Raw genomic sequence first — 20,960 nt, forward strand, 5'->3', positions numbered from 1 at the left:
AAGGTTCCGCCCCCGAGGGCGGCTTCCCCACATTCTACATAGCCAATCCATGTCAGCTTCCCCCCTTGTCGATCGTTGGATCGTACTGAAGTTCGGCGGCACCTCGGTGTCGCGTCGTCACCGCTGGGACACGATCGGGAAGTTGGCGAAAAAACGCGCGGAAGAGACCGGCTCGCGCGTGCTGGCGGTGGTGTCGGCGCTGTCCGGGGTCACCAACGAACTGACCGCGATCGCCGATGGCGCGCCCGACAGCCGGGACCGCGTGGCGGCGCTGGTCGAACGCCACGAGGCCTTCCTGGTTGAACTCGGCCTGGGCCGCGAGGTGCTGGCCGATCGCCTCGCCGCGCTGCAGGGCCTGCTCGACGATGCGCGTGCAGCCACCCGTCCGCTCGACTGGCAGGCCGAAGTGCTGGGCCAGGGCGAGCTGCTGTCCTCCACCCTGGGTGCGGCCTACCTGCACGCTTCGGGCCTGGACATGGGCTGGATGGATGCCCGCCAGTGGCTGGACGCGATGCCGCCGCAGCCGAACCAGAGCGACTGGTCGCAGCGCCTGTCGGTGAACTGCCAGTGGCGCGCCGACGCGGAATGGGTGCAGCGCTTCCGCGCGCAGCCGACCCGCCTGCTGATCACCCAGGGCTTCATCTCGCGGCACGCCGATGGCGGTACCGCCATCCTCGGCCGCGGTGGCTCGGATACCTCGGCGGCGTACTTCGGTGCGCTGCTCGGTGCCAGCCGCGTGGAGATCTGGACCGATGTGCCGGGCATGTTCAGTGCCAACCCGAAGGATGTGCCGGACGCGCGCCTGCTGACCCGCCTGGACTATTACGAGGCGCAGGAAATCGCCACCACCGGCGCCAAGGTGCTGCACCCGCGCTCGATCAAGCCGTGCCGCGATGCCGGCGTACCGATGGCCATCCTCGATACCGAGCGCCCGGAACTGCCGGGCACCAGCATCGACGGCAGCGCCGCGCCGGTACCAGGGGTGAAGGCGATCAGCCGCCGCAACGGCATCGTGCTGGTGTCCATGGAAGGCATCGGCATGTGGCAGCAGGTCGGCTTCCTGGCCGATGTGTTCAATCTGTTCAAGAAGCACGGCCTGTCGGTGGACCTGATCGGTTCGGCCGAAACCAACGTCACCGTGTCGCTGGACCCGTCCGAGAATCTGGTCAACACCGATGTGCTGGCCGCGCTGTCGGCCGACCTGTCGCAGATCTGCAAGGTGAAGGTGATCGTGCCGTGTGCGGCGATCACCCTGGTGGGCCGTGGCATGCGTTCGCTGCTGCACAAGCTGTCGGACGTGTGGGCCACCTTCGGCCGCGAGCGCGTGCACATGATCTCGCAGTCGTCCAATGACCTGAACCTGACCTTCGTCATCGACGAGGCCGATGCCGATGGCCTGCTGCCGGTGCTGCACGCCGAGCTGATCGACAGCGGCGCGATGCCGGTGGAAGAGACCGAAGTGTTCGGCCCGCGCTGGCGCGAGATCGCCGGCACCGTGCGCCCGCGTGGCACGCCGTGGTGGCGCGGCCAGCGTGCGCACCTGCTGCAGCTGGCCGATGCCGGTACGCCGCGCTACGTCTACCACCTGCCGACCGTGCGCGCCCGCGCCCGCGCGCTGGCCGCGATCAAGCCGATCGACCAGCGCTACTACGCGATCAAGGCCAACAGCCACCCGGCCATCCTGCAGCTGCTGGAAGCCGAAGGCTTCGGCCTGGAATGCGTGTCGCATGGCGAGCTGAAGCACGTGTTCCAGCACCTGCCGGAACTGTCGCCCAAGCGCGTGCTGTTCACCCCCAGCTTCTGCCCGCGCAGCGAATACGAAGCCGCATTCGCGCTGGGCGTGACGGTGACGGTCGACAACGTCGAGGCACTGCAGCGCTGGCCGGACCTGTTCCGCAACCGCGAGCTGTGGCTGCGCGTCGACCTGGGCCGTGGCGAAGGCCACCACGCCAAGGTCCGTACCGGTGGCAAGGAGTCCAAGTTCGGCCTGCCGATCGCCCGTGTCGACGAGTTCGTGCGCGCGGCCACCGATCTGGGCAGCCGCGTGGTCGGCCTGCATGCGCACCTGGGCAGCGGCGTGGAGACCGCGCAGCACTGGCGCCTGATGTGCGATGAGCTGGCCGGTTTCGCCCGCCGCATCGGCAGCGTGCAGACCATCGACATCGGTGGCGGCCTGCCGATTCCGTATTCCGCCGAGGACGAGCCGTTCGATCTGGATGCCTGGGCCGAGGGCCTGGCCGAGGTCAAGGCGCTGCATCCGGCGTTCCGCCTGGCGATCGAGCCGGGCCGCTACCTGGTGGCCGAATCCGGCGTGCTGCTGACCCACGCCACCCAGGTGGTGGAAAAGGACGGCGTGCGCCGCGTCGGCTTGGATGCCGGCATGAACGCATTGATGCGCCCGGCGCTGTACGACGCCTGGCACGACATCGAGAACCTAAGCCGCCAGGGTGGGTATGCCGAGGCGGCGTTCGATGTGGTCGGCCCGATCTGCGAATCCAGCGATGTGTTCGGCAAGCGCCGCAAGCTGCCGGTGTCGACCGCGCCGGACGACGTGATGCTGATCGCCGATGCCGGCGCCTACGGCTATTCGATGGCCAACACCTACAACCAGCGGATGCTGCCGCGCGAAGACGTGATCGAATGATCGCCGCGCGCGCCCTGCACCCGCCCACCGACACGCCGCGCACCATCGCGCGGGCCCGTGCCTGACCGGATACACCATGACTGCTTTCGACAAACACCAGGTTTCCCGCTTCCGCTTCGTCCGCTGCGAATTCGCCGCGGAGACCGGCGTGGCCAGGCTGGTCTATGCCTTTGATGACGGCCCGGAGATGGTGGAAACCATCACCGTGCCGGGCGCCCCGTTCGTGCTGGACGAGGCGCGTGCCGCCGCCGTGCAGCGTGCGCTGCAGCTGCTGCACCTGATCGCCGGTGTCAGCTACTACAAGGCGGGCGTGCCGGAGACGGTCAGCATCGACAGCTACAGCATCGATGCCGATACCGCCGCACTGGTGGAGACCATTTACCTCAACGGCCTGGGCGAATTCGCCTACCGCAATGGCCTGAACCTGCGCGGCCGCTTCCGGTTGCCGGTGCAGGGCGAGGCCGTGCAGGCGGCGTCGCTGGGCCTGCAGCCGCACGCGCTGGTGGCCATCGGCGGCGGCAAGGATTCGCTGGTCAGCATCGAAGCGCTGCGCCGTGCCGGCGTGGACGAGACCGTGACCTGGATCGGTGGCTCGCAGCTGATCCGTGCGTGCGCCGAGCGCACCGGCCTGCCGGCATTGAACCTGGGCCGCACGCTGGCACCTGAACTGTTCGAGTTGAATCGCCAGGGCGCATGGAACGGCCATATCCCGGTGACGGTGGTGAACTCGGCGATCATGGTGCTGGCCGCGTTGCTGCACGGCGTGGACCAGGTGGTGTTCTCCAACGAGCGCTCGGCCAGCTACGGCAGCCAGATTCCAGGCACCGGCGAAGTGAATCATCAGTGGTCCAAGGGCTGGGCCTGCGAGCAGGCGTTCGGCAGCCATGTGCAGAAGTACGTGGCGGCGGACCTGCAGTACTACTCGCTGCTGCGCCCGATGTCCGAGCTGGCGGTGGCCCGCCAGTTCGCCAAGAGTGACTTCTACGACGCGCATTTCTCCAGCTGCAACCGCAACTTCCACATCCTCGGCGAGCGCCCGGTGAACCGCTGGTGCGGCGTCTGCCCGAAGTGCCACTTCGTGTTCCTGGCGCTGGCCCCGTTCATGCCCAAGACGCGCCTGGTGCGCATCTTCGGCCGCAACCTGCTGGATGATGCCGAGCAGGCCGGTGGCTTCGATGCGCTGCTGGAATTCCAGGACCACAAGCCGTTCGAGTGCGTGGGCGAAGGCCGCGAATCGCGTGCGGCGATGGCGACCCTGGCGCAGCGCCCGGAGTGGAAGGAAGACGTGCTGGTGAAGCGCTTCTGCAACGAGATCCAGCCGCAGCTGGATGCCGCCGAACTGGAACTGGCACCGCTGCTGCAGCTGCAGGGCGAGCACCGCGTTCCGGCTGCGCTGTGGGAACGGGTGCGTGAAGATTTCGAAGCTTGAAGGAAAGCGCGTTGCGCTGTGGGGCTGGGGCCGTGAGGGCCGCGCCGCGTTTGCGGTGCTGCGTGAGCGCCTGCCCACGCTGCCGCTGAGCCTGTTCTGCCCGGCGGCTGAAGTCGAGGCCGCGCGTGCGGAAACGCAGGGCGTGCTGGACGTGCGTGGCGAGCCTTCTGCTGAAGCGCTGGCCGCGTTTGACGTGGTGATCAAGTCTCCCGGCATCAGCCCCTACCAGCCAATCGCGCTGGCGGCGGAAGGGCAGGGCACCCGCTTCATTGGTGGCACCGCGCTGTGGTTCGCCGAACACGCGGCCGACGATGGCATCGTGCACGACACCGTGTGCGTGACCGGTACCAAGGGCAAGAGCACCACCACCGCGCTGGTCGCGCACCTGCTGCGTGCCGCCGGCCACCGTACCGGCCTGGTCGGCAACATCGGCCTGCCGCTGCTGGAAGTGCTGGACCCGCAGCCCGCGCCTGAGTACTGGGCGGTGGAACTGTCCAGCTACCAGACCGGCGAAGTGGCACGCAGTGGCGCCCGCCCGCAGGTGGCGGTGGTGCTTAACCTGTTCCCGGAACACCTGGACTGGCACGGCAGCGAACAGCGTTACATCGAAGACAAGCTGCGGCTGGTGACTGAAGCCGCACCGCGCATCGCCGTGCTCAATGCCGCCGATCCGCACCTGGCCGCGCTGTCGCTGCCCGACAGCGAAGTGGTCTGGTTCAACCAGCCGCAGGGCTGGCACATGCGCGGCGACATCGTGCATCGCGGTGAGCAGGCCGTGTTTGATACCCGCAACACGCCGCTGCCGGGCCGCCACAACCGTGGCAACCTGTGCGCGGTGCTGGCCGCGCTGGAAGCGCTGGGGCTGGACGCGGTGGTGCTGGCGCCGGCGGTGCAGGACTTCCGTCCGCTGCCGAACCGCCTGCAGCGCATCGGCGTGGCCGATGGCCTGACCTACGTCAACGATTCGATCAGCACCACGCCGCATGCCAGCCTGGCTGCGCTGGAGTGCTTCGCCGGCCAGCGCATCGCGCTGCTGGTGGGCGGGCACGACCGTGGCCTGGACTGGACCGATTTCATGCAGCACATGGCGCACGACGTGCCGCCGGTGGAGATCGTGACCATGGGCAGCAACGGCCCGCGCATCCACGCCATGCTGCAACCGCTGGCCGATGCCGGTCGCTTCGGCCTCCATGCTGCGGGCGATCTTGCCGAGGCGATGGCGCTGGCGCGTACTGCGCTGGGTGAGCAGGGTGGGGTGGTGCTGCTGTCGCCGGGCGCACCGAGCTTTGGTGCGTACCGCGATTACGTGGCGCGTGGCCGTCATTTCGCCGAGCTGGCCGGATTCGACCCGGACAGCATCAGCGCGATTCCAGGGTTGGGCATCGCCTGAGGGGTCGGATCCCTTTCCGCAGGAAAGGGCTCTGACCCCAACGGGATTCTGGCCGGCAACCCTCCGGAGAAATTCATCCACGCATGGCGTGGATCTACTGCTCCTCGTCGATGAACGCGTAGCCGCCGTCGATCAATTGCTGCAGATACGCATCGAAGCTGGGCGCGATCACCGCGTAGCTGTCCGGGTCGTGCAGGTAGCGCACCACCTGACCGACCGTGCCGCCCGGTGCGGGGTTGAAATCCAGGTAAAGCATCGACGTGCCGCCGTTGTTCATGCAGTGCGAGAAGCACAGGCGGCGGTTCATCGGCAGATCGGCGTCGATGCCTTCACCCAGAATCTCCGGCTCGTCATCCAGCCACTCTTCATAGATGGAACGGATGCTGTCGTCCCATTGCTGCTGGTCCTCGAAGATCTGCGCGACCGAGCGCAGGTAGTACGGATAGCCGCCGTCCTCCACGTCCGAGCCGAGCATCAGCACGCGGACCCCGCCGCCGGGGTACTCGCGGAAATGGGTGCCATCGACGCGGGACAACAGTTCCACCAGGCTGTCAGGCACCTGCGGCCATTGCATGCGCAGGCGCTGCAGGTCTTGTGCGCTGGCGCCCTGGACGTGAGCCCATTGCGGGGCATCGTCGGCAGGCAGGCGTGGGATCAGGCCAGACAGAAAGCGGTCAACAAGGTTCATGCGAAAAAGGGGACGGAGGGGAGTAAGTCGTATCCAACCACACCTGCGTCACGTCGCCAATGCAGAATGCGACGCGGGAGGGGCGAATACGGCTTAATCCCCTCCGTCCCCTTTTTCTTGCGGAGCAGGCGCATGAATCGTTGGCGATGCGGTGTGGCGGTGATGCTGGGGCTGGCGGCGATGCCGGCGTGGGCGGCGATGAAGACGCAGCCGGTGGAGTGGAAACACCAGGGCACGACCTTCAGTGGCGTGCTGGTCTATGACGACGGCGACAACGACAAGCGCCCGGGCCTGGTGATGGTGCCGAACTGGAAGGGTGTGAACGAATCGGCCATCGAGAAGGCCAAGCAGCTGGCCGGCGATGACTACGTGGTGCTGGTGGCCGATGTGTACGGCAAGGGCGTGCGGCCGAAGACCGATGCCGAGGCTGGGCCGGTGGCGACCAAGCTGCGCAACGACCGGCCGTTGCTGCGGGCACGTGCGCTGGAGGCGGTGAACGTGCTCAAGGCGCAGGCCGGCAAGGTGCCGCTCGATGCCAGCCGGATCGGTGCGGTGGGCTTCTGCTTTGGCGGCACCACGGTGCTGGAGCTGGCCCGTGCAGGTGCGCCGTTGGCCGGTGTGGTCAGCCTGCACGGCGGGCTGGGTTCGCCGCTGCCGGCGCAGGCCGGTGGCAGTCACCCGTCGGTGCTGGTGCTCAATGGTGCCGACGACAGGAGCGTGACCGCCGAGGATATCGCCGGTTTCCAGAGGGAAATGAACGCGGCCAAGGTCGACTGGGAGTTCACCAACTACAGCGGGGCGGTGCACTGCTTTGCCGAGCGCGATGCCAACAGCCCGCCGGGGTGCCAGTACAACGAACGGGCGGCCAAGCGCGCGTGGAAGGCGCTGGATGAGTTCTTCGAGGGGCGCTTCGAGAAACGTTGATCCGCGCAGCGGTAGTGCCGGCCGCTGGCCGGCAACCTCATGATGCTGCGGATGTCATCGGGAATGCCGGCCAGCGGCCGGCACTACCGGATGCGGTCAATGCGGGCGTTTCCGTGCCGACCAATGGTCGGCACCCTCCGGAACGCCGGTTTGGTGGGTGCCGACCGTTGGTCGGCACACCTCAACCCATCAATGCGAGCGCTGCACCGCGTAACGCGCCAGGCCACGCAGGGCCGCCACGGCATCGTTGTCGCCCAGGCCATCGAGCGCACGCTCGGCGGCTTCGGCATATTCCTCGGCACGCGCGCGGCTGTACTCCAGGCCGCCGGTAGCACGGATCGCGGCCAGTACTTCCGGCATCGCCGAAGCGTCGCCGTCCTGCACGATGGTGCGCAGGCGTTCGCGGGTGGCGTCGTCGGAGTGGGCCATCGCGTGGATCAGCGGCAGCGTGGCCTTGCCCTCGGCGAGGTCGTCGCCCAGGTTCTTGCCCAGTTCCTCGGCATTGGCCGAGTAGTCCAGCACGTCGTCGGCGATCTGGAACGCGTAGCCCAGGTGCATGCCGTAGTCGAACAGGGCCTGCTGGGTGGCTTCGTCCACGCCGCTGGCCAGCGCACCCAGGCGGGTGCCGGCGGCGAACAGCACCGCGGTCTTGCGCTCGATCACGCGCAGGTAGGCGGCTTCGTCGGTATCCGGGTTGTGCACGTGCAGCAGCTGCAGCACTTCACCCTCGGCGATGCGGTTGGTGGCGTCGGCCAGGATCTGCATCACCGGCATGCGCTCCAGCTCGACCATCAGCTGGAAGCTGCGCGAGTACAGGAAGTCGCCGACCAGCACGCTGGGCGCGTTGCCCCACAGCGCGTTGGCGGTGCTGCGGCCACGGCGCAGGCTGGATTCGTCCACCACGTCATCGTGCAGCAGGGTCGAGGTATGGATGAACTCGATGATCGCCGCCAGCTGGTGGTGCTCCGGACCGGCTTGGCCGACCGCGTGACCCGCCAGCATCACCAGCATCGGGCGCAGGCGTTTGCCGCCGGCGGAAATGATGTGGTCGGCGATCTGGTTGATCAGCACGACGTCCGAGGACAGCCGGCGCCGGATCAGGGCGTCGACGGCGGCCATGTCGGCCGCGGCAAGCGACTGGATCTGGGGCAGGCCCAGGGCGGGACGGGTGTCTTCGGTGATGGTCATGCGATCAGGCTTTCAGGCTCACCACCGATTATAGGCGCTGGCCGTGAATTCGGGCGCAAACGGGGCTGGCCGGCGTTTCCGGCCCCGCAAACGCTGCCGCCTGCGTGAATACGTATGCAGGTTGCGCCATGCCCGCGAGGCCGCCGCTAAGCTTGCCGGAACAGGATTTCGGCCCGCTACTGGCGGGTCCCGCATGCCCGGAGGGGGGCTGTCGATGTCGCACTATCCATGGTGGCGCGGAGCCGTCATCTACCAGATCTACCCGCGCAGCTACCTCGATGCCAGCGGCGATGGCGTGGGCGACCTGCCGGGCATCATCCAGCGCCTGGACCATATTGCCGCGCTGGGCGTGGACGCGATCTGGATCTCGCCGTTCTTCAAGTCGCCGATGGCCGACTTCGGCTACGACATCGCCGACTATCGCGACGTCGACCCGCTGTTCGGCAGCCTGGACGACTTCGACCGCCTGCTGGCCAAGGCGCACGACCTGGGCCTGAAGGTGATGATCGACCAGGTGTTGAGCCATACCTCGATCGAGCACGCCTGGTTCCGCGAGAGCCGCCAGGACCGCAGCAATCCGAAGGCCGACTGGTACGTCTGGGCCGACCCGCGCGAGGACGGCACCCCGCCCAACAACTGGCTGTCGCTGTTCGGCGGCGGCGCCTGGCAGTGGGAACCGCGCCGTGAGCAGTACTACCTGCACAACTTCCTGGTCGACCAGCCGGACCTGAACTTCCACAACCCGGACGTGCAGCAGGCCACCCTGGACAATGTGCGGTTCTGGCTGGACCGCGGCGTGGACGGCTTCCGCCTGGATGCGATCAACTTCTGCTTCCACGACGCGCAGCTGCGCGATAACCCGCCCAAGCCGGCGGACAAGCGCGTGGGCCGCGGCTTCAGTCCGGACAACCCGTACGCCTACCAGTACCACTTCTACAACAACACCCAACCGGAGAACCTGCCATTCCTGGAGCAGCTGCGCGCGCTGCTGGATGAGTATCCGGGCGCGGTGAGCCTGGGCGAGATCTCGTCGGAAGACTCGCTGGCCACCACCGCCGAGTACACCCAGGACGGCCGCCTGCACATGGGCTACAGCTTCGAGCTGCTGGTGGACGACTACAGCGCGGCCTACATCCGCGACACAGTCTCCCGGCTGGAAGCGGCGATGACCGAAGGCTGGCCGTGCTGGGCGGTTTCGAATCACGATGTGGAACGCGCGGTCAGCCGCTGGGGCGGCTATCCGGCAGATCCGCGCCTGGCGCGGATGCTGGTGGCGATGCTGTGCTCGCTGCGCGGCTCGGTGTGCCTGTACCAGGGCGAGGAGCTGGGCCTGGCCGAGGCCGAGGTGCCGTTCGAGGCGCTGCAGGACCCGTATGGCATCACCTTCTGGCCGAATTTCAAGGGCCGCGACGGTTGCCGCACCCCGCTGCCGTGGACCGACGCTCCGCTGGCTGGCTTTACCTCCGGCACGCCCTGGCTGCCGATCCCGGCCGAGCACCGGGCGGCGGCGGTGGCCGTGCAGGAGCGCGACCCGCACTCGGTCCTGGCGGCGTTCCGCGCCTTCCTGGCCTGGCGGCATAGCCAGCCGGCGCTCCTGCATGGCAGCATCCGGTTCATCGAAAGCGCCGAGCCAGTGCTGCTGTTCGAGCGTATGCTTGCAGATGAAACCCTCCTGCTGGCCTTCAACCTGTCGGCCGAAGCGGTGAGCCATCCGCTGCCGCCGGGCAACTGGCAGCAGGTGGCGGTGCCGGGCCCGGATGCGGGCACGGTGCAGGGCAATGAACTCCAGCTGCCGCCGCGCGCGGTGTATTGCGCCCGACGCAGCTGACCGTTTTCTCCGGTGGCGGTACTTGCGGGGACGGGGCCGAAGCGCCCCGTCCCTTTTTTGTGGGTGGGATTGCGGTGAAGGGCATCCACGCAAAAGAAAACCCGCTGCCTGCGCAGCGGGTTTCCGGTCCTGCTCCCCTTGTGTTGCCGGCCAGCGGCCGGCACTACCCGGTCGTGGTCAGAACTTGTAGTTCACGCCCAGCATGTAGGTGCGGCCCCACTCGATGTACTCCAGTGGGCGGTCCTTGCTGCCGGCGTAGGTGCGGTACGGCTCGTTGGTCAGGTTGCTGCCCTGCAGCAGCAGGGTCAGCCCCCGCAGGGCGCTGCTGTCGCTGAAGGTGTAGCTGACCTGCGCATCGGTCACGTTTTCGCCCACCACGTAGCGCAGGCTGCGATTGCCGTTGAAATTGCCGATCTCACCGATGAAGTCCGAACGTCGGCGCTGGCTCACGCGTGCCTCAAAGCCGCTGCGCTCGTAATAGGCGGTGAAGTTGTACACGCGCTTGGACAGACCCGGCAGGCTGATCGGGTCACTGCCCACGCTGGACGCGCTTTCCGGATCCAGGATGGTGATGTCGCTCTTGTTGAAGGTCGCGCTGGCCTGCACGCCGAAGCCACGCAGGCTGTCGGTCAGCATGTCCAGCGGGAACGATGCGGTCAGCTCCAGGCCCTTCAGCGTGCCGCCCTTGCCGTTCTGCGGCGCGGAGAAGGTGCCGGTGGTCAGCACCGGTGCGGTCATGCCCGGCGGCGGTACGTAGCTGCCCAGCAGCGCGGTGAAGTCGTAGTTGTCCACCGACTGGGTGTAGACGTAGCTCTTCAGGTCCTTGTAGAAGATCGCGGCGGCCACGTAAGCCTTCTCGCCGAAGTACTTCTCATAGGACAGGTCCAGCGCGGTGGCACGCCATGGGTCCAGCAACGGATTGCCGCCACTGCCGCCGGGACGACCGGTGCCGGTATCCACGCCGAACTCCAGGCCGGCACGCATCTGGTCCACGCGCGGCCGCGCAACCTGCTTGGCGGCGGCAAAGCGCAGCGTCTGCTGGTGCGGGAACATGAAGGCCAGGTTCAAGCTCGGCAGCCAGTCGTTGTACTTGCGGCCTGCGGAGTAGGGCTGGATGTTGCTGCCAGCCGGCTGCGAGCTGTCCCAGTAGCGCGAATCCGAGCTCTGGTCGGTGTGCTGCATCTGCACGCCGATGTTGCCGCGCACGCCTACCACGCCGATGTCGGTGTTGATGTTCAGGCGCGCCCACGCGGTGGTGATCTTTTCCTGCACCGTCCACGACTTGGGAATCAGGTAGTCCAGGTTGTCGACCGGGTTGAAGGTCATGTAGCGACCGACCGCGGCCGGCACGTTCCAGGCCGGGATGGTGCCGAGGCCGGCGAAGCTCAGGTCGACCGGGCGGTACTGCAGGTCCGAGGCGATGTTGGCATCGCCCTGTGCACCGAGCAGGATGTTGCCTTCGGACTGGGTCTTCACCTTGCGGCGGTCGGCATAGTTCACGCCGATGTCGAGGTCTGGCGCCCACGAGGCAATGGCCTCGGGCAGCGCAATCGTGGCGGCCAGCTTGCCGCCCTTCAGGCGGTCTTCCACCTGCGGCACCTTGCCGTAGCCGGAACCGTAGATGGTGTTGGTCAGGAACAGCGCGTCGGGATTGGAGTAGTTCAGGCCCGGGTTGATCTGCGAGAAGCCGTTCTGACGGATCGACACGCCGACCGTGTCCAGCTGCGGCATCGGGGTCAGCTGCAGGTTGTTTTCCAGGTTCAGCTCAGCGCGCGTGGCCTTGGAGTAGTTCAGGTCGGCGACCAGCTTGACGCCGCCGAAGTTGAACTCGTTGTTCCAGCCGAACGCATCGATCTTGTCCTTGCGCTTGTTGTACATGCCGCGCACCAGCGGATACACGCCGCTGGCGGTGCCGCCGGTGAACGAGCCGTTGGCGTTGATCTGCGGGTTGCTGACCAGCAGGCCCGGGGTGTAGTTGCCGTTGTAGTTGCTGAGGTTCAGCTCGAACTGGTTGGCGGTGTCGATCTGCTCGGCTTCGGTGTGGAACGCATCGAAGGTGCTGGTCCAGCTGTTGTTCGGACGGAACTGGATCGTGGCCATCACGCCGTCGCGCTTGTTGTTGCCGGTGCGGCGCAGCGCCTTGATGCCATCGGAGAAGTAGGTGCCGGCGCCCACGCCCGGGCGCTCGCCCTTGTCGGTGTGTTCGGTGGTCCACGGTTCGTACAGGCCGACCTGGTTCTCCTGGATCGGCATGTCGCTGTGCGCGTAGCCGATGGCAATGCCCAGGGTCTTGTCCAGGAACTGGTCGATGTAGCTGGCGCTGAAGCGGTTGCCGTACGGATCGATGTTGGCGGCGCGGCCCAGCGAACTCTTCTGGTAGCGGCCGCTGACCGCGATCACGCGCTCGCCAAAGCTGAGCGGGCGCGCAGTCTGCATGTCGATGGTGCCCGACAGGCCCTGGCCGACCAGCGCCGCGTCCGGGGTCTTGTAGACGGTCACGCCGTTGACCAGCTCGGACGGGTACTGGTCGAACTCGACACCGCGGTTGTCGCCGGTGCTGACCACTTCACGGCCATTGAGCAGGGTGGTGGCGAAGTCCGGCGACAGGCCGCGCACGCTGATCACTTGCGCACGGCCGGCCACGCGCTGGGCGGCCAGGCCGGGCAGGCGCGAGATGGATTCGGCGATGCTGACGTCGGGCAGCTTGCCGATGTCTTCGGCGGAAATCGCCTCGACCACCGAGGTGGCGTCCTGCTTGACCGCGATCGCGTTCTCGATGCCGCGGCGGATGCCGGTGACCTGCACCGTATCCAGGTTGGTGGCGGTGGTGGCCGGCGTGGTGGTGCTCTGCGTGGACTGTGCCGACGCCAGCGTCGGCGCCAGCACAACGGCCAGCGCGAGACTCAGCGCACTGCGCTTGTGGTTCAACATTTTCCCCTCCCAGGCAATGTTGCAGATCGATTCGTGAACGTCCCGGCGGTGCCGTGAACGCGCGACGCGGTGGCCGCTGTCGTCGCCGCTATGGTAGGCAGCGCATTCTTCGCGGGAATCACCCTGCATACGTATTCAATGGCGTTTGCAGGGGTGTAATCGCTTTCAGATCCTGCTTGCGGTGGTGCCGGCCAGCGGCCGGCAATCACGTTCACCGGCTGGCCGGCCAGCGGCCGGCACTACCGGGGCATTCACAGCGGCGTGAAGCGAATGGCCTGCCCACCGCCCGGTGCCAGCACCAGCGTCAGTGCATCGGCACTGGTCACCTCGCGGGTTTCGCGTGCGAACGCGAACGGGTTGCTGCGGAAATCGGCGCCTTCACCATCACGGTAGATCTCGGCGCGATAGCGCACGCCTGGCTCCAGGAAGCCCAGCGGCACCGGCAGCACGCGGCCGTGTTCGTCGGTGATGCTGCCGAGGAACCAGTCACGGCTGTTGCGGTCGCGGCGCACGATCGTCACGTAGTCGCCCACTTCGCCATCGAGCACGCGGCTCTGCTCCCAGTCCACCGCCACGTCCTCGATGAAGCGGAATGCCTCGCGGTGCTGCAGGTAGTGCTCGGGCAGGTCGGCGGCCATCTGGATCGGGCTGTACAGCACCACGTACAGCGCCAGCTGGCGGGCCAGCGTGCTGGGGATGGCCTGGCCGTGGCGGCCCTTCAGGCTGAGGATGCCGGGGGTGTAATCCATCGGCCCGGCCAGCATGCGGGTGAACACCAGGTTGACCTCGTGCTCGGGCGGGTTCGGCGGCTGGCCCCAGGCGTTGTACTCCATGCCGCGCGCGCCTTCGCGCGAGATCCAGTTGGGGTAGGTGCGGCGCAGGCCGGTGTCCTTGATCGGCTCATGTGGGTTCACCGACAGATGGCGGCGTGCTGCTTCCTGCACCACCTTCAGATGGTGGCGTGCCATGAACTGCCCGTCGTGCCACTCGCGCCACAGCGGGCCCCCCGTGGGATTGCGGCGGTCGACCTGGCCATCGTCGCAGACGTAGCCGGTCTTGAACTGGTCCACGCCCAGCCGTGCGTACAGGTCTAGCGCGGCGCCCAGCTGATCCTCGTAGTGCTCGATGGCGCAGCCGGTTTCATGGTGGCCGATCAGGTGCACACCCTTTTTCAGGCCATATGCCGACAGCGCTTCAATGTCGAAATCGGGCGTGGCCCGGGTGAAATCGAAGTCGTAGCCGTTGCCCACCCACATGCCGTCCCAGCCCGGGTTCCAGCCCTCCACCAGCACGCCGCGGAAGCCATGCGCGGCGGCAAAATCGATCACCTTCTTCGTCTTGGCGGTGGTGGCCGCGTGCTTCGGCCCCGTGGCCCAGCTCTCGTTGTCCAGGTGCATCGACCACCACACGCCCACGTACTTGGCCGGCTTCACCCAGCTCACGTCGCCCAGCGCATTGGGCTCGTTGAGGTTGAGGATCAGGTCCGATTCGACCAGGCCACCGGCGTGGTCTGCGATCTGCAGCGTGCGCCAGGGCGTGGCGAAGGGCAGGGCACGACGCACCTTCCAGCCCTCGGCCGAGGGTGACAGCTGCGCGCGCAGGCGTTGCCCCTCGGTGCGCCGCAGCCACATGCCGGCGTAGTCCACCAGAGCGGCCTCGTGAATGGCCACATGCAGGCCATCGCGGCTGCGCACGGTCATCGGCGTATGCACCAGCGGCACCTCGCGCAGCGGCGTGCGCTGGTACAGATATTCGTAGTGGATCGGCTCGCCGGCGGGGATCCACCAGGCGGTGGATTCAGGCGCGATGGCGAACTCGGTCAGTTCGTCATCGATGATCGCCTCGTGCAGGTTCGGCTGTTCAGGGAACACATAGCGGAAGCCCAGGCCATCGTCGTAGGCGCGGAACACCACATCCAGCCGACGCTTGCTGCCGGTGGTTTCGGCCAGCTGCACGGTCAGCTCGTTGAAGTGGTTGCGGGTGAGCCGGCGCTCGCCCCACGGCTGCTCCCAGCTGTCGTCGACGCTGCGCCGCTGCTGGCCAAGCAGGGCGAAATCGCGGTCCAGGCGGCCGTCGCGCAGGGCGAAGCCGAGCTTCGAATCCTCCACCACGGGTTCGCCGAAACGCTCGACGCGGTAGCGGGCGGTGCCGCCGTCCAGCACGAGGCTGACCTTGAGCACCTTGCCGGGTGATTCGACGCTGGCGACCTGTGGCGCGGCCTGCGCCAGCGTGGCCACGCCCAACAGGGCCAGGCCGAACATGTGCGCGAACAGCGCGCGTACAACCGTGTGTGGCATCGGCAGTTCCCCTCCCAAGGCGCCGTTGGCAGACCCGGACCATAAGCCAGCGCAGCAGGCGCGCTACCGCGTGGCGCCATGAATACGTATGCAGCTGGACGCAGCCGACAGCCCCGCGTCTACCATGGGGCCAAGGCACCTTGAGGGAGGGGCCGCGCCCGCCCGTCGGCAACGACGGTGCGGACCTACAACGCGTGCAGAGAGGGAGGGAGGCCGACGGGCGCAAGCCGGTCCGCCGCTTCGATGCTGAAGATCATTTGCCTGACCGCTGCCCTGGGGGCAGCGCTGGGATCGACCGCGCAGGCGGCCGACCTGCAATTCGACGGCCGCCATGCGCGCGCCGAAGCCGCTGCCAACGGCAGCTTCGTGCTGCATGCGCCGAAGGGCGCAGTGCAGATCGCAGCCGCACCGATGCGCAGCCAGACCGGCAGCGTGATGTTCGACGCGTTGTTCGCGCTGGCCCAGCAGGAGATGGACCAGGACCGCGTGGGCGCGATTCGCGATCCCGCGTTCGACGAAGGCCGACCGGTGCCGTGCGAGTGCTTCCAGACCGGCGCGCGCTGGCCCTATGTGTGGACCCGCGATGTCAGCTTCGCCGCCGATCTGGCGCTGGCGCGGCTGGACCCGGAGCGCACCCGGCAGTCGCTGCAGTTCAAGCTGTCGGCGGCGCGCGACGGGCACACGCCCGGCCTGTTCGTGGCGCAGGACACCGGTTCCGGTGGCAGCTGGCCGATCAGCAGCGATCGCGTGGTGTGGTTCCTGGCGGCACGTCATCTGCTGGAGGATCGCGCGTTTGCCGACCAGGTCTGGCAGGCGCTGAAGGGCACGCTGGCGCAGGACCGCGCGATGGTGTTCGACGCGCAGGTGGGCCTGTACCGTGGCGAGACCTCGTTCCTGGACTGGCGCGAGCAGACCTATCCGGACTGGACCCGCGAGGACGTGCGCTTCATCGGTGATTCCTACGCACTGTCCACCAACGTGCTGCACTACCAGGCATTGCGCCTGGCCGAACGCCTGGCCGGCCAGCACGGCGACGCCCGCGCGGCCGACTACAAGGCGTGGGCCGATGCGTTGGCGCAGCAGATCGATGCGCGCTTCTGGCGCGAGGATATCGGCCAGTACATGAGCTACATCGGCGAAGCCGCGCACCCGGTGCCGTACGCCAAGGTCGATCTGCTGGGCCTGTCGCTGGGCATCCTCGCCGGGGTGCTGCCGCCCGAGCGCGCACGCCGTGCACTGGCTGCTTACCCGATGGGGCCAGCCGGCAGCCCCGTGGTCTGGCCGCAGGAAGCGCAGCAGCCGATCTACCACAACCGTGCGATCTGGCCGTTTGTCAGCGCCTACTCGCTGCGTGCGGCGCGGCAGCTGGATGATGCGCCGCGCATCGCCGCCGAAATCCGCTCGCTGATGCAGGGCGCCGCGCTGGCCGGTTCCAACATGGAGAACTACGAACTGGTCAGCCAGGCGGTGCATGTCGAGGAAGGTGCGCTGAGCGGCCCGGTGGTCAACTCCGAGCGCCAGCTGTGGTCGGTGGCCGGCTATCTGGCCATGGTCACCGAAGGCGTGTTCGGCGTGCAGGACGATGGCCGCGTGCAGCCCAAGCTGCCGGTCGCGCTGGTGCCGGAACTGTTCGGCACACATCCCCGTATCACGTTGGAAGCCAACGGCAAGCGCTATGTGCTGGAGCGCCCGCAGATCGTGGGCGATGGCCTGCTGGTGGCCGGCAGAACCACCACGCGTGGCAGCACCACGACGGTGCAGCTGGTCGCCGCCCCGGCAGCAACCGGTTTCGCTGCCACGACTGCGGATGCCAACGTGCGTGCGCCGGCCGCGCCGGTTGCGCCGCAGGCCCTGCGCAAGGGCGCGGGCTGGAACGTTGCGGTGGCAGCCGATCAGGTGCTGTGGAAGGACGGCAAGGCGGTGACCGACAGCAACGGCGTGGCGCGCGTCAACGACGATGGCCTGCAGCATTGCCTCAGCCTGACCCGACGCGAAGGCACGTTGGAATCGCTGCACAGCCCGATGCTCTGCGTCGGTCCGCAGCAGGTGCTGAAGGGCGAGGAACGCTGGCAGTTCACCTCGGCCAAGGCCGGGCAGGTGCGCCTGCGCCTGCAGTACCGCAACCCGAACGGGCCGATCAACACCGGCGTCACGGCTGCAGTCAAGCAGCTGGTGCTGCAGTGCCCGGGCCAGCCTTTGCAGCGGCATACGGTTGCGATGCCGCACAGCGTGGCCGTGCAGGACTCGACCTCGGCAACGTTCGCCGTGCCCAAGGGGCCGTGCACGGTCGCGCTTGAAGAAGGCTTCAACATGAGCGCGCTGCAGCATTTCGCGCACTACACCGGCGGAAAGGGCGGGCGCGACGGCGTGCTCAACCAGGCGCAGGTGCAGGCGTTGAAGGTGACGCAGGTGGCGGCGCAAGAGGACGCACGATGAATCGTCCCGCCAAGCCACAACTGTCGTTCTGGCAGATCTGGAACATGTGCTTCGGCTTCCTCGGCATCCAGTTCGGATTCGCCCTGCAGAACGCCAACGCCAGCCGCATCTTCGAGACGCTGGGCGCGGACATCGACGCGGTACCTGGATTGTGGATCGCCGCGCCGCTGACCGGCCTGCTGGTGCAGCCGGTGATCGGTTACCTGTCCGACCGCACCTGGACCCGCTGGGGGCGCCGTCGTCCATACTTCATGATCGGTGCGGTGTTGACCACGCTGGCGCTGCTGGTGATGCCGAACTCGCCGACGCTGTGGATCGCGGCCGGCACGCTGTGGGTGCTGGATGCCTCGATCAACGTATCGATGGAGCCGTTCCGTGCCTTTGTCGGCGACCAGCTGGCGCCACGCCAGCGTCCGGCCGGCTACGCGATGCAGAGCTTCTTCATCGGCGTGGGCGCCATCGTCGCCAGCTTCCTGCCATTCATCCTGGCCCACTTCGGCGTTGCCAACACCGCGGCCGCCGGGGAAGTGCCCGACACTGTGCGCTATGCGTTCTACTTCGGCGCGGTGGTGCTGCTCGCGGCGATCACCTGGACGGTGGTCAGCACCCGCGAATATTCACCGGCGGAGCTGGCCGGGTTCGATGATGCCGAGCCACCGGAACATCACGCGGCGGCCGCGATCAACGGCCCGGCTTCATGGACGCGGGTGACCCTGTGGCTTGGGTTGGGTGTGTTGCTGGCGCTGCTGATCACCTGGCGGCAAGGCGACAGGATGCTGTACGTGCTGGCCGGCCTGTGCGCCGGCTACGGCCTGCTGCTGGCGGCGGCGCGCGCGCTGCCGGCCACGCATATGCTGGCCGCCATCGTCGGCGACCTGCGCGCGATGCCGGTCACCATGCGCCGCCTGGCGTGGGTGCAGTTCTTCTCGTGGTTCGCGCTGTTCGCCATGTGGATCTACACCACCGCTGCGGTGGCCGGTACCCACTTCGGTTCGACCGATCCACAGTCGGCCGCCTACAACGAAGGTGCCAACTGGGTGGGCGTGCTGTTTGGCGCCTACAACGGCTTCGCTGCGCTGGCGGCGGTGCTGATTCCGCCGATGGTGCGTGCGATCGGCCTGCGCTGGAGCCACCTGGTCAACCTGTGGCTGGGCGGCGCCGGCCTGGTCTCGCTGATGTTCATCCGCGACCCGCACTGGCTGCTGCTGTCGATGGTAGGTGTGGGCTTTGCCTGGGCCTCGATCCTGTCGTTGCCGTATGCACTGCTGTCCGACAGCGTGCCGGCGTCGAAGATGGGTGTGTACATGGGCATCTTCAATTTCTTCATCGTGATCCCGCAGCTGGTGGCGGCCAGCGCGCTTGGCTTTGCCCTGCGCGCATGGCTGGGTGGCCAGCCGATGCATGTGCTGGTGCTGGGCGGCTGCAGCCTGTTCCTGGCCGGCTTGTGCGTGCTGCGGGTTCCGTCCCGTCCGGAGGTGGTGTGATGCGTGGTGTCCTGGCTGTTGCTGTTTCCCTTGCCCTGTTCGCCGGCCAGGCCGCGGCCGCGCCGCGCCCGGACTACGTCGGCACCACCGAGCCGTTCGCCAGCGATGCGGTGTACTTCGTGGTCACCGACCGCTTTGTCAACGGTGACCCGTCCAACGACCATCGTGACCAGGGTGGCGCGCACCGCACCTTCGATATCCCGGTGCCATGCCCGGACAAGGTGGACGGCAACATCGGCTACCTCGGCGGCGACTTCCGTGGCGTGCTCGACAATGCGCAGTACATCCGCAACCTGGGCTTCGGTGCGGTGTGGATCACGCCCATCGTCGACAACCCGGACGAGGCCTTTACCGGCAGCAAGCCGATCAGCTGTACCAGCACGCTGACCGATCGTGGCAAGACCGGTTACCACGGCTACTGGGGCATCAATTTCTACAAGCTCGACGAGCACCTGCCGAGCAGGGACCTGGACTTCGCCGGGCTGACCAAGGGCCTGCACGGCGCTGGCTTGAAGGTGGTGCTGGATATCGTGGGCAACCACGGTTCGCCGGCCTGGACCATGCCGACGCGGCAGCCGCAGTTCGGGCAGATCTTCGACAAGGACGGAACGCTGATTGCCGACCACCAGAACCTGCCGCCGCAGAAACTGGATCCAAAGCACAACCCGCTGCACGCGTTCTACAACAATATCGGTCCGGTCGACAGCAAGGACGGTTCGATCTTCGACGGCAACCTGGCCGAGCTGTCGGACTTCAACCAGGACAATCCGGCGGTGATGGACTACCTGGTCGGCGCCTACCTGCAGTGGACCGCGCAGGGCGTGGACGCGTTGCGCATCGACACCATCGGCTGGCTGCCGCACCCGTGGTGGCATGCCTTCGTCAAGCGCATCCGCGCCGAGCATCCGGGCATGTTCATGTTTGGCGAAGCCTTCGACTACAACGCGGCGACCATTGCCGAGCACACTTGGCCGGCCAACGCCAATGTCAGTGTGCTCGACTTCCCGCTGCGCGGTGCACTGGAGCAGACCTTCGGCACCGCCGGCAAGGGCTTCGAGACCTTGGCCGAGCCGCTGCACCTGAGCGACGGACCGTACGCCAATCCGTACGAGCTGATGAGCTTCTACGACAACCACGACATGCCGCGCCTGCAGGCCAGCGACAGCGGTTTCATCGATGCGCACAACTGGCTGTTCACCGCGCGTGGCATTCCGGTGGTCTATTACGGCTCGGAGACCGGTTTCATGCGTGGCCGCGCAGAGCACGCCGGCAACCGCGCCTACTTCGGCCAGCCGCGTGTGGATGCGGCGCCGAAGAGCCCGATCTTCGCGCCGCTGCAGCGTATCGCGCGACTGCGCGAAGTCACCCCGGCGCTGCAGCGCGGCCTGCAGGTGAATGAGCGCCTGCAGGGTGATGAGGCAGTGTTCTTCCGCGTGCTGCAGCATGGCGAGGTGGCGCAGACCGCGCTGGTGCTGCTGAACAAGGGTGACCAGACGAAGACCTTCAGCGTGACGCGCTTCGTTCAGGCCGGCCGCTGGCGTGATGCGCTGGACGGCGGTTCGTTGCAGGTGAACGGTCCGCTGAAGGCCGACGTGCCCGCGCACGGCGTGAAGGTCTACGTGCTGGATGCCGCCGTTCAGCAGCCGGCACTGCAAGCCGAGCTGGACAAGGCGATGGCCGACCAGAAGGCGCGGGACCAGCGTCTGGGGCGGTAGTGCCGG

Annotated in this window: 12 protein-coding genes; 8 read left to right on the forward strand and 4 right to left on the reverse strand. The window is 67.3% G+C overall.

Annotated features, from left to right (window positions below; all coding sequences use genetic code 11):
* Positions 1–49: 49 nt before the first annotated feature.
* The 3 genes from AC5P6X_RS07305 to murD all read left to right on the forward strand — a co-directional run bounded on the left by AC5P6X_RS07305 (position 50) and on the right by murD (position 5,463).
* Entirely contained in the window at positions 50–2,644 is a 2,595-nt protein-coding gene (locus AC5P6X_RS07305) for a bifunctional aspartate kinase/diaminopimelate decarboxylase (protein ID WP_495215383.1), read from the forward strand.
* 76 nt (positions 2,645–2,720) lie between these two features.
* Positions 2,721–4,073 (forward strand): UDP-N-acetyl-alpha-D-muramoyl-L-alanyl-L-glutamate epimerase, encoded by a 1,353-nt coding sequence (gene murL / locus AC5P6X_RS07310; RefSeq protein ID WP_329756656.1) that lies wholly within the window; start codon positions 2,721–2,723, stop codon positions 4,071–4,073.
* Positions 4,054–5,463 (forward strand): UDP-N-acetylmuramoyl-L-alanine--D-glutamate ligase, encoded by a 1,410-nt coding sequence (murD, locus tag AC5P6X_RS07315; RefSeq protein ID WP_329756658.1) that lies wholly within the window; start codon positions 4,054–4,056, stop codon positions 5,461–5,463. The genes murL and murD overlap by 20 nt, the downstream gene beginning before the upstream one ends.
* 94 nt (positions 5,464–5,557) lie before the next feature.
* Here the strand turns inward: murD and AC5P6X_RS07320 are convergent, their stop codons facing one another.
* Complete coding sequence (locus tag AC5P6X_RS07320; protein WP_285311465.1) at positions 5,558–6,151, reverse strand: SMI1/KNR4 family protein; 594 nt, start codon at positions 6,149–6,151, stop codon at positions 5,558–5,560.
* 132 nt (positions 6,152–6,283) lie between these two features.
* Between AC5P6X_RS07320 and AC5P6X_RS07325 the strand changes: the two genes are divergently transcribed.
* Positions 6,284–7,075 (forward strand): dienelactone hydrolase family protein, encoded by a 792-nt coding sequence (locus tag AC5P6X_RS07325; RefSeq protein ID WP_329756662.1) that lies wholly within the window; start codon positions 6,284–6,286, stop codon positions 7,073–7,075.
* 189 nt (positions 7,076–7,264) lie between these two features.
* On the opposite strand, the gene AC5P6X_RS07330 is transcribed toward AC5P6X_RS07325, so the two are convergent.
* The gene (locus AC5P6X_RS07330; RefSeq protein ID WP_005408451.1) at positions 7,265–8,263 is read right to left on the reverse strand and encodes a polyprenyl synthetase family protein; all 999 of its coding nucleotides are present in this window, start codon (positions 8,261–8,263) and stop codon (positions 7,265–7,267) included.
* A 214-nt stretch (positions 8,264–8,477) separates the two neighbouring features.
* Here AC5P6X_RS07330 and AC5P6X_RS07335 point away from each other — a divergent pair, with 214 nt between their 5' ends.
* Positions 8,478–10,091, forward strand: a complete 1,614-nt coding sequence (locus AC5P6X_RS07335) for an alpha-glucosidase family protein (RefSeq protein WP_108270294.1) — start codon at positions 8,478–8,480, stop codon at positions 10,089–10,091.
* Between the two features lie 177 nt (positions 10,092–10,268).
* Here AC5P6X_RS07335 and AC5P6X_RS07340 read toward each other — a convergent pair whose 3' ends face one another.
* Together AC5P6X_RS07340 and AC5P6X_RS07345 are read right to left on the reverse strand one after the other, a co-directional pair.
* A complete protein-coding gene (locus tag AC5P6X_RS07340) occupies positions 10,269–13,022 on the reverse strand; it encodes a TonB-dependent receptor (protein WP_108270303.1) in 2,754 nt (917 codons plus the stop codon).
* Positions 13,023–13,273: 251 nt separating this feature from the next.
* On the reverse strand, positions 13,274–15,325 hold the full coding sequence (locus tag AC5P6X_RS07345; protein ID WP_108270302.1) for a glycoside hydrolase family 97 protein: 2,052 nt from the start codon (positions 15,323–15,325) through the stop codon (positions 13,274–13,276).
* A gap of 237 nt (positions 15,326–15,562) precedes the next feature.
* Between AC5P6X_RS07345 and AC5P6X_RS07350 the strand changes: the two genes are divergently transcribed.
* The 3 genes from AC5P6X_RS07350 to AC5P6X_RS07360 are packed head-to-tail and all read left to right on the forward strand — an operon-like array spanning position 15,563 to position 20,954.
* Complete coding sequence (locus tag AC5P6X_RS07350; protein ID WP_108270293.1) at positions 15,563–17,755, forward strand: glucosidase family protein; 2,193 nt, start codon at positions 15,563–15,565, stop codon at positions 17,753–17,755.
* Positions 17,752–19,239 (forward strand): MFS transporter, encoded by a 1,488-nt coding sequence (locus AC5P6X_RS07355; RefSeq protein ID WP_012479383.1) that lies wholly within the window; start codon positions 17,752–17,754, stop codon positions 19,237–19,239. Before AC5P6X_RS07350 ends, AC5P6X_RS07355 begins: the two co-directional genes overlap by 4 nt.
* On the forward strand, positions 19,239–20,954 hold the full coding sequence (locus AC5P6X_RS07360; RefSeq protein WP_049448645.1) for an alpha-amylase family glycosyl hydrolase: 1,716 nt from the start codon (positions 19,239–19,241) through the stop codon (positions 20,952–20,954). Before AC5P6X_RS07355 ends, AC5P6X_RS07360 begins: the two co-directional genes overlap by 1 nt.
* The last annotated feature ends 6 nt before the right edge of the window (positions 20,955–20,960 follow it).

The organism is Stenotrophomonas sp. YJH_SMC_40 (assembly GCF_059368615.1).